Annotated in this window: 8 protein-coding genes; 7 read left to right on the top strand and 1 reads right to left on the bottom strand. The window is 42.5% G+C overall.

Annotated features, from left to right (window positions below; translation table 11 throughout):
- The first annotated feature begins 326 nt into the window (after positions 1–326).
- The 4 genes from AC1DU2_RS27280 (at position 327) to AC1DU2_RS27265 (ending at position 9,532) form a co-directional block, all read left to right on the top strand.
- A complete protein-coding gene (locus tag AC1DU2_RS27280; protein WP_477388396.1) occupies positions 327–2,804 on the top strand; it encodes a glutaminase family protein in 2,478 nt (825 codons plus the stop codon).
- Between the two features lie 199 nt (positions 2,805–3,003).
- On the top strand, positions 3,004–3,846 hold the full coding sequence (locus AC1DU2_RS27275; RefSeq protein ID WP_477388394.1) for an SDR family NAD(P)-dependent oxidoreductase: 843 nt from the start codon (positions 3,004–3,006) through the stop codon (positions 3,844–3,846).
- A 59-nt stretch (positions 3,847–3,905) separates the two neighbouring features.
- A complete protein-coding gene (locus AC1DU2_RS27270; protein ID WP_477388392.1) occupies positions 3,906–4,826 on the top strand; it encodes a helix-turn-helix domain-containing protein in 921 nt (306 codons plus the stop codon).
- 578 nt (positions 4,827–5,404) lie between these two features.
- Positions 5,405–9,532, top strand: coding sequence for a hybrid sensor histidine kinase/response regulator transcription factor (locus AC1DU2_RS27265; protein ID WP_477388390.1), 4,128 nt, complete (start codon positions 5,405–5,407; stop codon positions 9,530–9,532).
- 312 nt (positions 9,533–9,844) lie between these two features.
- Here the strand turns inward: AC1DU2_RS27265 and AC1DU2_RS27260 are convergent, their stop codons facing one another.
- On the bottom strand, positions 9,845–10,270 hold the full coding sequence (locus tag AC1DU2_RS27260) for a hypothetical protein (protein WP_477388388.1): 426 nt from the start codon (positions 10,268–10,270) through the stop codon (positions 9,845–9,847).
- 529 nt (positions 10,271–10,799) lie between these two features.
- Here AC1DU2_RS27260 and AC1DU2_RS27255 point away from each other — a divergent pair.
- From AC1DU2_RS27255 to AC1DU2_RS27245, 3 genes are all read left to right on the top strand, one after another.
- Positions 10,800–11,417, top strand: a complete 618-nt coding sequence (locus tag AC1DU2_RS27255) for an RNA polymerase sigma factor (protein WP_477388398.1) — start codon at positions 10,800–10,802, stop codon at positions 11,415–11,417.
- 489 nt (positions 11,418–11,906) lie between these two features.
- Complete coding sequence (locus AC1DU2_RS27250) at positions 11,907–13,580, top strand: RICIN domain-containing protein (protein ID WP_477388386.1); 1,674 nt, start codon at positions 11,907–11,909, stop codon at positions 13,578–13,580.
- Positions 13,581–13,772: 192 nt separating this feature from the next.
- Complete coding sequence (locus tag AC1DU2_RS27245) at positions 13,773–14,792, top strand: LacI family DNA-binding transcriptional regulator (RefSeq protein WP_477388384.1); 1,020 nt, start codon at positions 13,773–13,775, stop codon at positions 14,790–14,792.
- Positions 14,793–14,961 lie beyond the last annotated feature (169 nt).

The raw sequence follows: 14,961 nt of genomic DNA, 5'->3' as shown, positions 1-14,961 counted from the left end.
CATTAAAAAGTGTCACTCCGTTTGCAGGTTTTAATTTTTTAGGTATCGGCAGTTATGGTATATACAATTTTACCGGGTAGTAAAATTGTATATATCATAACTGCCCATCCGTTGCTTAGCATTAAAAATCACTTTGGGCCTTGTATCAGGCTCTGGCGCTACTGGTAATTATTTTACCCGAATGAGTTCTGAAGCCATCTCCCGTTGCCCAATCATGACCGTTAAGTGCCAACCATTTATAATCGGCCCAAAACAAGCATGTTACTGGCACGGCGGTTAATTATTCATTTTTACACGATAATAAATTTACAAACACATACCAGCGAATGACGAAAGAAATCAATAAATTAAAAATACTTGGCGTAATAGGATGCGTTTTTGCAGGCATGCTGCTCAAAGCACAGGATCGGAAGGCGCCATCTTATCCATTGATTACACATAACACCTATTTTAGCATTTGGTCAAATACAGACAAGTTAAACGAGTCATCTACAACACATTGGACGGGCGCAGAGCAGTCACTTTTGGGGTTGATAAATGTTGATGGAAACATTTTTCGTTTTATGGGAGTGGAAAGCCCCAATTATATAACCGTGCTGCCTGCATCGGATGAAAAGACATACCAGGTACAGTATACAGAAACTAAGCCCGGGGGAGATTGGAAATCACCTGATTATGCAGCCTCAGATTGGAAAACAGGTTCGGCACCTATTGGGGACGATATTAAAAACATAAAAACCATTTGGCGTTCAAACGAAATATGGGTACGAAGACCGTTCAGGGTTTCTAATTTGGCGGCAATTAACAAACTTTTTTTAAAGATAAACCATGATGATAATATCCAGGTTTTTGTTAACGGGAAAAAGGTATATACAAAAGAAGGTTGGACAAGCAATTTTCAATACATCGCGTTGAATGATAAAAATGTCCTTAAAGAAGGCGATAACACTATCGCTATACATTTAATGAATACTGCAGGTGGTAGGTATCTTGATTTTGGATTGATTGACAGGCAAAAAGATAATGCTGTAAAAATGCAGGTAGCCAGGCAAAAAAATGTTGATGTAAATGCTACCCAAACCATTTATGATTTTACCTGTGGCAAAATAGATCTGAAATTAACCTTTACCTCGCCGTTATTGATGAATGATCTGCAATTGTTTGCCAGGCCTGTATCTTATATTACCTACCAGGTAAAAGCCAATGACGGTAAAATGCACCAGGTTAAGGTTTCCTTAAGCGCATCATCCAATATTGCAGTTTATAATCCCTCGCAGGAGGTAACAACCCAAAAATACGCCACCAATAAATTATCTATTTTAAAAACCGGTACTATTGAACAACCGGTTTTGAAAAAAGCAGGTGACGATATGCGGATTGATTGGGGATATTTTTATGTTGCCGCCCCCAAAACAAGCAATGCTATTCAATTTGTTACGCCAGGGAAAGATGCTGCCGGCGCTTTTATAAAAGGTAATTATCAATCAACGGCTAAGCAAGGCAAAATGCTGGCATTAAATACTATTATCCCTTTTGGTGCAGTTGGTAATGCCCCGGTCGAAAAATTTATCGAGTTGGGTTACGATGACATTTACTCGGTTCAATACTTTAAAAATAATCTAAGGCCATGGTGGAATGCTTCGGGAAAGGCAACCATTGAAGGGGAATTGACTGATGCCGCCTTGCAGTACAAAAAGGTAATGGATAAATGCGTTAGCCTTAACAAATCAATTTACGCCGATGCTGTAAAATCTGGCGGGGTGGAATATGCACACCTGTGTATGTTAAGCTACCGTCAAAGTATTGCGGCACATGCACTGGTTAAAAGCCCGCAGGGCGACATCTTATGGTTATCTAAAGAGAATAACAGCGGCGGTTTTATCAATACTGTTGATGTAACGTACCCATCTGCACCGTTATATTTAATTTACAATCCATCATTATTAGAAGGGATGCTAAATGGCATTTTTTATTTTAGTGAAAGCGGAAAATACCCTCATCCATGGGCTGCGCATGATTTAGGAACTTATCCGTTAGCAAACGGCCAAACCTATGGCGAACCGATGCCAATTGAAGAATCTGGCAATATGCTGATTTTAACAGCTGCAATTGCAAAAGTACAGGGTAATGCAAACTATGCAAAGCTGCATTGGAAAACACTTAGCACCTGGGTCGATTATTTAGCAAAAGAAGGATTGGATCCTAAAATGCAGCTATGTACCGACGATTTTGCAGGCCATTTGGCCAGAAACGCTAATTTATCGGTAAAAGCCATTGTGAGTATTGCCTGTTATGCACAGCTGGCAGAAACACTGGGGTATACTGAAGTTGCTGATAAGTACAGAACCATAGCTGCCAGTATGGTTCCTAAATGGATAGAAATGGCTGGCGCCGGCGATCACTATGCATTAACTTTTAATGATAAAAGTACATGGAGCMAAAAATATAATTTAGTTTGGGATAAAKTTTTAAACCTAAACTTGTTCCCGCAAAAAGTATATGATACAGAAATTAGTTACTATTTAACTAAGCAAAACAAATACGGTATTCCGTTGGATAGCCGAAAATCGTATACTAAAAACGACTGGATTTTGTGGACTGCAACCTTTGCACCAAATCAGAACGAATTCCAGGCGTTGATTCATCCGGTTTATAAACATGCAATTGAAACAGAATCAAGAGTGCCTTTAAACGATTTTTATGATTCAAATACAGGCATACGCGATAATTTTAAAGCCCGCAGTGTAGTTGGTGGCTTCTATATGAAAATGCTTGCTGATAAACTAAAAATGACTGCAAAGTAATTTCAAACAATAACAGTAAACGGGAATATAACTTTTAATTCGATTCATAGGAAGAACGCGTCTAACCGCAATAAAACATTAACACGCTCATAGTATTCAGCTAATCCGCAATTAGGCTACAAATGCCCTCAATTAGACTACATACGGCAGGCTGGTCCTCCTGATCTTTGCTTCATCAATAATTGAAAAGATAAAGAACATGGAAAGTAAAAGGAATAGTAAAGTGTGGTTTATTACGGGCGCTTCGCGCGGTTTTGGACGTGTTTGGGCAGAGGCCGCTCTTGAGCGTGGCGACAAAGTTGCAGCAACAGCACGTAAAGTAGATAGTTTAGCCAGGCTTAAAGAAAAATATGGCGAAAATGTGTTAACCCTGGAATTAGATGTAACCAGCCCTGGCCAGGCAAAAACAGCCATAAACCAGGCACATGCCCATTTCGGAAGGTTGGATATTGTGCTGAACAATGCCGGCTATTCATTAGTAGGTACTATTGAGGAGGCGAGTGCCGAAGATGTTAAGGCGATGTATGAAACCAACATTTTTGGGGCAATTGCTGTTATCCAGGCAGCTTTACCGTTGCTTCGGGAGCAAGGTGGAGGCCATATCCTTGGCACATCCAGCAATCTTGGCCATGTTACCCTGCCGGTAATTGGTTACTACTGCTCGTCAAAGTGGGCATTTGAGGCTATTCATGAAAGCCTGGCGACAGAGGTAAAAGACTTTGGCATCAAAGTGACTATTATTGAGCCGGGCGCATACGCTACCGAATTTGGCAGCCAGGACTCTTTGAAATTTGCAGCCGGCATGGAAGTATACTCGGATTTTAAAACGCAATTTTTCGGAAGATTAAAAGATATGGAACGAGGCGACCCGAACGCCACTCCACACGCGCTTTTCCAGGTCGTAGACGCGGAAAACCCGCCGTTACGGTTTAACCTGGGGAGCCAAAATTTGCCATGGGTACGCGCTGCTTACGCAGAACGGTTGGCCTTATGGGAAAAATGGGACGCTGTTTCCAGTTCGGCTCAAAAGGTAGCTGAGTAATAACCAGATCATAGCCGGTAATTAAAATGATTGCCGGTTATGGTTATATTTGTTTTGAAATGAAAAAAGACGAGAAAAGTCTGCATAAATTTGAAACGCTGTCCGATGCCCATCGGGCCTTCGGCCTGCCTCATCCAAAACACCCATTGATAAGTATAATCAACGGGGCGCATTCCGTGGCACAACTACACCAGCCGTCTCAGCATCACGTGTTGGGCTTTTATAAAATTTCTTACAAGCCAAAACTCGGCGGCAAATTGAAATATGGCCAGGGCTATTATGATTTTGATGAAGGCGGTTTGCTGTTTGCTTCCCCAGGCCAGGTGATAGGTAGCGGCGATAACGAGGGAACGGTATGTTCTGAGTATACCTTGCTAATTCATCAGGATTTCTTTTTAGGTTATCCTGTAGCTAAAAAGATCGGTCAGTACGGGTTCTTTTCTTACTCAGCCAACGAAACGCTGCACCTTTCTGAAAACGAGAAAGTTACTATCATTTCTATTTTCAGGATCATGGAAGAAGAATTGAACAGCCGGATAGATGATTTTAGCCAGGATGTCATCATATCCCAAATTGAGTTATTGTTAAATTACGCCAACCGCTTTTACAAGCGCCAATTCATTACCCGCAAAATAGTAAGCCATGATCTGCTGCAAAGGCTGGAAGACTTGCTGGCGGACTACTTTGGCAATGAATATTCTTTAAGCAAGGGTATTCCAACCGTGCAGTATCTTGCCGAAAGCCTGCATCTGTCGCCCAGCTATTTAAGCGATATGCTGCGCGCGCTTACCGGCCAAAACGCGCAGCAGCACATTCATGATAAATTGATCGAAAAGGCAAAAGAAAAACTTTCTACCACTACGCTATCGGTGAGTGAAGTAGCTTATGCGTTGGGGTTCGAACATCCACAGTCATTCAGTAAGCTATTTAAAACAAAAACCAACCTCTCTCCACTCGAGTTCAGGCGTTCTTTTAACTAAGCAACCTCCTATAGGATGCAGGGATAGGTAAAAATATTTACCTAATTTACATCAAGGTGAGTATAAATTTCTTCAACTGTTGTCTTCCCTTCATTAATACACAGTTTTAAAATGATATGCAGGCAGTTTATGCATCTGAACACCCGGGCTATAGCAAATACAAGGTTGGAAGGAAGCCGAACCCTTTCCCGAACCCGGTGATTCCGCCGGGCGATATTTTTACCAATATGGGTTTCAGGAAATCCACTTACCCCGGATTTTTGGCCGCAATTGCAGTAACCACAAATTATCAAGTTAGCAACCTCTTTTTCGCTGGTAAATAATACCGGCGATCATACAAACGCCGGCGTCCGGTTTCGGGAGTAGCTTATTGCTTGAAGATACAGTGTTAAGGCGGATGAAGTTTGGATTAAGCCTGGTTTGCTTTAAGGCAGCTGTCTTAAAATAAGTGTTTAAAAAACAATAATTAATTTGATGATAAAATTTAATAATCACTAAATTAGTGAGCCAATTAATAAATAGCCTTTAACGGCTAAATTCTGTTGCTAAAAGATCGCACCGTAGCTTGCAGCCATTTTATGAAGAGATTGCTTTTTATAACCGCGTTTATACTATTAAAGTATAATGCCAATTCCTCCTCGCTCCCCATGTCGTACCTGGGGATTGAGCAGGGCTTATCTAACAATACCGTAACCACCATTTTTAAAGATAAATTCGGCTTCATGTGGTTTGGCACGCTCGATGGCCTTAACCGGTTTGACGGCTATTCCTTCAAAAAAGTCAGGAATAAAATAAACGACCCCGCAAGTTTACCCGAAAACACCATTACAGCGCTGGAGCAGGATGAATTGGATAGGATATGGGTTGGTACCCGTCATGGAGTTGGTATTTTAGATAGTAAGACGCTCTATTTTTCGCAGATAAACTACAAAATAGGCCTTGCGGATGCTTTGACACCCCTGCCGGTTGATAAAGTTATCAACGTGTTAAAAAAAGATCTTTCGGGAAATATGATGATCGGATCAGCAGATGCCGGGTTACTCATTTATTATAAAAATAAAACCTTTGCGGTTGAGGCCCCGCTGTTAAATGCCCCAAAAAAGCAACAATGGAAATACACGGTAACCGCGCTTACAATACAGAACGACCACAGTATTTGGCTGGTTGTTGATAATGTTGGCTTATGCAGGTTTTTACCCGGCAAAAACGTTGTGCTCCCGGTTACCAACTCGTTTCCGCCGGCTACCCATATGAAGCAGGGGCCCGACGGCAACCTGTGGATAAGTACCAATGCAGGCATATTTTCTTTCAATACCATAACCAGCCAGTTAAGGCATCAGTCTTTTGGCAATAAGGCGCTTGATAACATCAAGATATTTGACTTTTATTTTGATAAGGCTAAAAATCTATGGCTGGCAACCGATGGTATAGGGGTTGGCATTGTAAATATTTTTGGTTCGGGGCAATGTACCTTGCTTCAGCAGCAAGATGCGGGTACGCTTTCCAGTAATTCGGTTTATGCCATTTATGAGGATAACCAAAGCCGCAAATGGATAGGTACGTTAAGGGGAGGGATTAGTGTTATCGATCCTAATAAAAACCAGTTCAAAACCATCGCGCATCAGCCCTATAATAAAAACAGCCTGGTATCCAATTTTACATTTTCGTTTTGTGAGGATGCCGGTCACAACATCTGGATAGGCACAGATGGTGCGGGCCTTAGTATATGGAACCGGGCTAAAAACACTTTTACCACATTTGTACATACCGACAATAATCCGCAATCGTTAAGCAATAACCGTGTTTCATCAATCATTAAAGATAACCAGAACCAAATATGGGTGGCCACTTTTGGGGGAGGGGTAGCTATATATGATGCTGATAGTCATTTGTTTAAAAATATACCATTTGAAAATACCGGAAATTATAGAAAATCCGCCTGGAAAATTTATGTTGATGCCGACAATACGATTTGGATTACGGCTTTAAGAGGCGAAAAAACAGGGAATGAGCGCGCTCGGCTTTTTCATTTTGATAAAGTGTCCGGGAAATTTGTTTCGGCGGGGTTTGATGTTAAAGACGATGTACTGTCAATTGCTGACGATGGTAAGGGGAATTTGTGGCTGGGCGGTTTTAAAAACCTGGTGCGGGTTAATAAACATACGGGTCAATCGGCGGTAATACAGTCAAATATTGCAGTGAGGAGTTTGCTGGTTGCCGCGGGTACCTTATTTGTTGGTACCCACGGCAAGGGCCTAATGACTTACCAACTGGCTACGGGTAAAATGGCCTGGTATAACGAAAATAATGGGCTGCCCAACAATACCATATTAAATATCGAAAGCGATAATAAGGGGAATTTGTGGATGAGCACCTTCAACGGTTTATCAAAATTAAAGATTGCAACAAAAAAATTCGAAAACTACTATGCCTCGGATGGCCTGCAATCCAACCAGTTTTACTTTAACGCATCCGGGAAACTAGCATCCGGCGAACTGCTTTTTGGCGGGATAAAAGGCTTTAACATTTTTTACCCGGATAGCATCAGGCGTTTTAACAGCTTTCCTGACCTGCTGATTACGCAGGTTAATATCGAAAATGAAAGTGCCAATGCCAATAATGCTTATATAAAAAACGCCACAAACATTTATGACATCGATAAAATCCGGCTGCCGTATGATAAGGCCGTACTATCAATGGAGTATGTTGCCCTGGAGTATTCGCTCCCCGAAAAAATTCAATATGCCTACTACCTGCAAGGCTGGGATAAAGGCTGGAACTACGTTAACAACGCGCGGGTTTTAAATTATTCAAGGTTAAGCGAAGGCAACTACACGCTGCATATTAAGGCCACCAACGGTTATGGCGTATGGAATACAAAAGAAAAAACCGTATACATTACCGTGCTGCCACCCTGGTTCAGAAGTTGGTGGGCCTATTTGCTTTATATGGGCATCGTCTCCGCGTCGGTTTACGGTTATATTTATTACCATAAAAAGGAAAACCGGCTACATTATGAAGTTAAGCTGGCCAACCTGAAGGTACAACAGGAAAAAGAGCTTAACGAAAAGAAGATTGCTTTTTTTACCAATATCTCGCACGAGTTCAGGACACCACTTACACTAATAGCCAATCCGGTTAAAGAATTACTACAAAATAATGGTAAAAATATCGACCTGATAGACCTTAGTTCAGTATATCGAAATGCCAGGAGGCTCCTTAGCCTGGTAGATAGATTGCTGCTTTTCCGGTCGACAGATAATGAGTTAACCGAGTTGAAAAAAGAATGGGTAAGCCTGTCGGACATTGCCCGCGAGGTTTTTTCATGCTTTAACAACCAGGCTAAAACAAAGCACCTTGATTATCAATTGCACATGGAACAGGAAACCCTGGCCTGCATTGATAGGGAGAAAATTGAAATTGTGTTGTTCAATTTACTGTCCAATGCGCTTAAATTCACGCCTGAGGGTGGAAAAGTAGCCATGCATATCCGGGAGATGGACGACAGGATTGAAATAGAAGTTCACGACACCGGACGCGGAATTTCGGCAGAGACAGGCGGACGTCTTTTTGAAAAATTTTACCGCGAGGAAGCAACCGACAGGGCTAACCAAAGTGGATTTGGCATTGGTTTATTCCTTGCCAAAAAGTACGTTGATGTTCATGGCGGAGATTTATCATACACCAGCGCACCGGGCGAAGGAACGGTTTTCAAAATAGGATTGCCGGGATCGGACGAAGTAACGAAACCACTGGCAGTAACTAAACCGGTTTTCCGTTCCTCGGCTTTTGAGATCCTGAACGAAGCTATTATTGATCCTGAACCAGGATTGTTAAGGGAGCCCGAAAAGCCAGATCACGTAAGCGAATTAATGGAAAATATTGTAAAAGATAAGCCATCGGTGCTGGTTATTGATGATGATGGCGATATTCGTCAATATCTCAGGAGGTTACTTAAAGATTCCTATAACGTTTATGAGGCGGAAGATACGATACAGGGGTTTGAAATTGTGATGCAGGTTGATCCTGATATTGTTGTTTGCGACGTAGTGATTAAGGAGTTTAGCGGGATTGAGTTTTGTTCTAAATTAAAAGATTCGCCCTCGTTCAGCCATATACCAGTGATTCTTTTAACGGGCAGTTCTTCCGCCGAAATAAAGTTAAAAGGGGTTGAATGCGGTGCTGATGACTACATAACCAAGCCCTTTGAAAACGACCTGCTGGTTGCGCGCATTAAAAGTATTTTAAAAGGCCGCAACACGCTTAAACAGTTTTTCCTGAACGAGGTAACGCTAAAAAGTAACAACCTGAAAATTCCGGAGGAGTACAGCCAGTTTTTGGCGAAGTGTATAGCTTTGATAGAGAAACACCTGGATGACGAAAATTTTTCAGCAACTGTGTTCACAAAGGGGATGGGGATGAGCCGGTCTAATTTATTCAGGAAGGTTAAGGCTATTTCGGGGTTAAATATTTCTGAATTTATCAGGCATATCAAACTCAAAAAAGCTGCTGAACTATTGATTCAAAGCGATTTGCAGATTAAGGAGGTGGCCTATAAAATTGGTTTCCAGGATGTGAGATATTTCCGGGAACAGTTTTTTAAGCTTTTTGAATTGAACCCGTCGGATTTTATCCGCAAGTACAGGAAAACTTTTGTGAAAAGTTATAACATTGGTGCCGGCATGTCGCCCGAGAAAGCCAGGTAATAGCCGCGATACTGAATGGCCAAAATGTCTGGCTACAAATCTAACCCGGTTTAGGAGCTGCTTCCTGGTCGGATTTTTATTTTTGGCAGCCGGGCCAGATGTGGTATTGGTATTATTCAAAGACAGGGTAGTCATATTGGCCATTTTGGGGCATCAATATGCAAATTTACTGTGGTTGCCTGCTGACGGCAAAAAACATACAACTAAACCGTAGTAACAAGAGGTTGCCTCATACAGCCTCTTGTACGTAAAAAACAGATAGAAAAGCGTCAAAGCTATTTATAGCTTTTGAAATATTCAATGTACCGGAGATTAACTATGGCCGGTAATAATGCACTGACCAGAGCCGGTACTTGGTAAATGAAAGTAATAATTTACCCCTCCTATATTCATTGTATAAGTTTGGTTAGGCAGCAATGCATATGCGCTGCCAATCCATAAAATATATGAACTTGTATGAGGGTCTACGGTTTGGGTGGTGCCGTTAAATGTAAACGGTACGGGACCAAGAAGCGGATTATCAACCAGCGACCAGTTGAGTGACACCCACGGGTTACCCGAGTTATAACCTATGGTCCAGCTATACCCTGTCGGGAAAGTTGCGTAGGGCTTTTTAAATGCAACTTTCGCCTTGCGCGGTTTAGGCCCCTTTGGCACAACTGTGATAGCATGCAAGGATGTTGCAAATGATAAACAAAACACTGCTGCTACAGCAGTAAGCGTGAGAAATTTTTTCATATGGTTGTTGTTTTAAATATTAGCTAAAATAAATAACCATGTTATTGATGCACCCGTTTCAGAAAAATGGCGCAAACGATTGTCTTATAGAAAGTTATTAACAATGTCATTGTACGGCCAACTCGGCAAGGTAAAGGCTGTTTTTATAAGTAACTACACAGCAGGATTGTTCTGGTGCCGCTTATACCGGGCTGCAGTCTTGTTAGTTTATCAGGCAAACAGCGCCTGGTAAAATTCTCCTCATGCAATGTCTGCAAAATTTGATGCCCGTTCATGCTCCATAAGCGCGCCTGTAATTGCTTTGGCCCATTAAATTAAAGGTGAATTTGCCCCAATGTTTAAAACTCGTTCCTAAACCGGTTTTTTAGCACCTTTTTGACCAGTTTACGTCCGCTGAATGGTTGTTTTATAGCCTTTCTATCGCCCAAAATCCACTCATATTAGCTGCTGTAAAACCAATTATCCGGCAATCGAAAAAGTTCGCGCCAATTTTTCTAGCCCGATTTTAAACGGTTGTTTTTTGGGAGCAGTGGAAACCAATATCAATTATAACTATACATTTTTTATGAACATGAATGACCAGTTAGCCATACGTTGGGAAAAAACCCGTCAGGGCGATGTCAGTGAATTCGGGGCTATTCATCAGGAGCTGTACCGGGTACTTTACCATTATGTGCTGAAAATTACCCGCGATGAAATTGTATCACAAGACCTTCTTCAGGAGTTGTTTATAAAAATGTGGGAACGCCGGGAAAGGCTTGGGCCGATATACAACGTAAAGGTTTACTTTTTTAAGGCAGCCCGCTCACTTGCGCTCAACTATTTTAAAAGCCAGAAGAATCATTTACCAATAGCCGAAGACCAGCGCGAAATTGACCTGGCATTTTCGCAGGAGGAGATTTGGGTGAATGGTGAAAATGATATAGAGTTCAACAGGTTATTAACGCTTGCGTTAAACGCCTTACCCAAAAGACAAAAGGAAATGGTGCATTTAAAATATTTTGACGGCTGGACGTATGAGCAAATAGCTGAGGTAACCGGGATAAATTACCAATCGGTAGTAAACCACGTACATCGGGCTATGCAACAGTTGCGTATCAATTTGGTAGATGATAAACGGGTGCAATCCTGTCGTGTGGCGGTATGAATGGCATAATAGATTGGCAATGCCGTTAAGTTAAGAGGTCTTTCTCGCAAAGACGCAGAGGCGCAAAGTGATTATTTTTCTTGGGCGTCTTGACGCGAAATTAAAATTTTAATATTTCTCCCAACTTAATGGCATTGCCCTCTCCCCAAGGAAGTAATCGCTTATCCCTTTGCTTTTTTTATCTCTTCCAAACACTATGCGCGTAATTTTTACCCACTACCCGCAACACCAACCATTAGCGTTTTTATTTTCCCTGGTTAACTATTGATTAATCCATAGCCTCTTTTTGGTTAATCAAACCCCTCTTATAGAGGTTTTTATAACAGAGATTTGTAATCTGTAAACCAATTATCAGCCATTATAAAACCTATGGCGCCTGTTGGTAGGTGGCCTTTAATTGTGCTCTGACAACACAACACAATTACTGCCATACTATTGCGGCTGGTGTTAACGTGCAATTAATTAAACCAATATACTTAACCATTTATTATGAAAACAAAATTGATGTTTCTGTTTTGTCTTTTTTGCCTGCTTCCTTTCTGGAGCTGCAGGAAATCAGGTGACCCCGCCGCGACTGCTACCGACAGCGTTAAAACCGGTAAATTATCCAAACTTAAGGTCGCTGCCGTTAGCCCCTTTATCCATCCGGGCCTGTTGCATACCGAGGCCGATTTTATCCGCATGCAAACCATGGTAACGGCAAGCACCGAGCCATGGCTTTCGGGCTGGAACAAGCTTACCGCAAATTCGCACTCCCTGTCTACCTATGTCATGAAGGGCCCGGTTGATACTGTGTACAGGGGATCTGGCTCGCCCGAAAATTACTCCAAACTGTATAATGATATTGCGGCGGCGTATCAAAATGCCTTGCGCTGGAAAATTAACGGCGATGTGGCCTGTGGCAATAATGCGGTGGCTATTATGAACGCATGGTCGTCTACGCTCGTAGCGGTATCCGGCAGTGCCGATAGGTGGCTTGCTGCGGGTATTTACGGCTATGAGTTTGCCAATGCTGCCGAAATTATGCGCTCATATAGCGGCTGGGCAGCGGCCGACTTTACCAGGTTTAAAACCATGATGCTTACGGTGTTTTACCCCATGAACCACGATTTCCTGGTGAACCACAACGGGGCCTGCATCACCAATTACTGGGCAAACTGGGATTTATGCAGCATGGCCTCAATCCTGTCTATCGGCATCCTTTGCGACGATGCCACCAAATACAATGAGGCCGTTACTTATTTCAAAACCGGCGCCGGTAATGGCGCAATAGATCATGCTGTACCATTTTTATATACAGGCGGGCTTGGCCAGGGCCAGGAAAGCGGCCGCGACCAGGGACACCAGTGCCTTGATATCTCCTTACTTGGTGCCTTTTGCCAAATGGCCTACAACCAGGGCGATGACCTGTTTGGCTATGAAACCAACAAAGCGCTGGCAGTAAGCGAATATACGGCCAGTTATAACCTGGGCAATACCGTACCATTTACAACTTACAACTGGGGTAGCGGCACTACCTGTGCGGCAAATTCGCAAACAGTAATTTCGGCATCAAGCAGGGGCGATATCCGGCCATCCTGGGAGCTAATCTATAACCATTTTGCCAATGTAGCCGGTGTTACAGCCACTTATAGTGCCCAGTATGCCAGCAATATAAGGCCCGAAGGTGGTGGCGGAGACTATGGCAGTACAAGCGGAGGGTACGATCAATTAGGATTTGGTACCCTTACGTTTACAACGTCCACTCAGCCTATTGCTAATGGTACTTATCATCTCGTGAACCGGGCAAGCGGCAAATACCTGGATAACCTTGGCGCTACTGCCAATGCTGCTAATGTTGGGCAATGGGCCAGCAGTACATCCGGTAATCAAAAATGGGTGCTATCCTATAGCGGCGGCTATTACAAGCTTATCTGTGTTTCCAGCAGTAAATGTTTGGATAGCAATGCCAATACGGCCGATGGCTCCAATGTTACCCAGTGGGCAAGCGGAACCTCGACAAATCAGCAATGGATAATAGTACCCGTGGGGTCGTACTATAAAGTAATAAACCGCACCAACGGCAAATGCCTTGATACCGGTGGCGGTACTGCCAATGGCTCCATTATGCAATTCTGGGGTAGTAATACCAGCTTACACCAGCAGTGGTCTATTGTGCCTTGATGGTAATGGTTAAAAGTTAAGTCGAAAGTCTTAAGTCAAAAGTCGGATTGTTTTTTCCTGACTTAGGGCTTAAGACTTTCGACTTTAATTTAACATGATGATTATATGAGTATAAAACCCCCGGTTAGTTGTCATAGCAACAGGTTGCCCAACTTTTAACTTATTAACTATTGCAGCCTGCTGTTAAACCTGATGAAGAAATTAGTTATAAAAGATATTGCCGAACAATTACAGGTATCAAAATCGACTATTTCATTTGTTTTAAATGGCAAAGCACGGCAACATGGTATTAGTATCAAACTCGAAAATAAAATATTAAAGTATGTTGAAAAGGTAGGCTATCAGCCAAGCCGCATAGCCGTTGGGCTTAGTACCGGCAAAAGCAAAACTATAGGTATGCTTGTTGAGGATATTTCGGACCCATTTTTTTCTTCAATTGCCCGGGTTGTCGAACGGTCAGCCCTCTCTTCGGGTTATAGAGTTATTTATGGCAGTACCGAGAATGATACCGTACAGGCTATTGATCTGTTGCAGGCCTTTCGAAACCATAATGTCGACGGATATATCATCGCCCCGCCGCCCGGAACTGAAAATTATATCCGGGAACTGGTAGCCGATGGTTTCCCGGTTGTTGTATTTGACCGCGATGTGCCCGCCCTTAACTGCGATAAGGTGCTGATTGATAATTTTAACGGGGCCTTACAGGCGGTAGAGCACCTGGTAGCCCGGCAGTTTAAAAATATTTCCATGGTAACGCTGTTATCAAAGCAAAACCAGATGGAAGAGCGCGCCAACGGCTATCTAAAGGCGGTAAGCGATTCAGGGCTACTGCAAAGGATCAAACAAATACCCTACGACCTGGAGAAATCAAAATGTGTAGAACAAATCAGGAGATTTTTAACCGGTCAAAAGGCTATCGACGCCGTGTTTTTTTCTACCAATTACCTTGCATTGAGCGGTATAGAAGCTATCAGGCAACTTGGCCTGCAGGTTGCCAGGGACATCGGTATCGTTGTTTTTGATGATAATACCAATTTCGAATTATTTAGCCCATCTATTTCGGCCGTTGCCCAGCCTGTAAAGCAAATAGGGGAGCAGGTAACCGAAATAATGCTGGGCCGACTGCAATCAAATAGCCACGCTGCTTTTCAGCGGATAGTGCTAAAAACCAACTTCATCGCAAGGGAGTCCACATTAAGTCAGCTGCTTTAAGCTAAGGAATTTTAAAAGTGATTTATTCTGGCTAACAATACTAACGCCAACTATTAAATAAATTAAAATTATATATTTATAACTTAAATGTTGTTTAAGCCGTAAAAATCCTGCGGGCAATTGCATAAAAGTGCAATGGCGTTTGTGATACAGTTTAAACAACCTTTAC

It is taken from the genome of Mucilaginibacter sp. P4_C11 (assembly GCF_056402115.1).
This window is presented reverse-complemented; position numbering and strand designations above follow the sequence as displayed.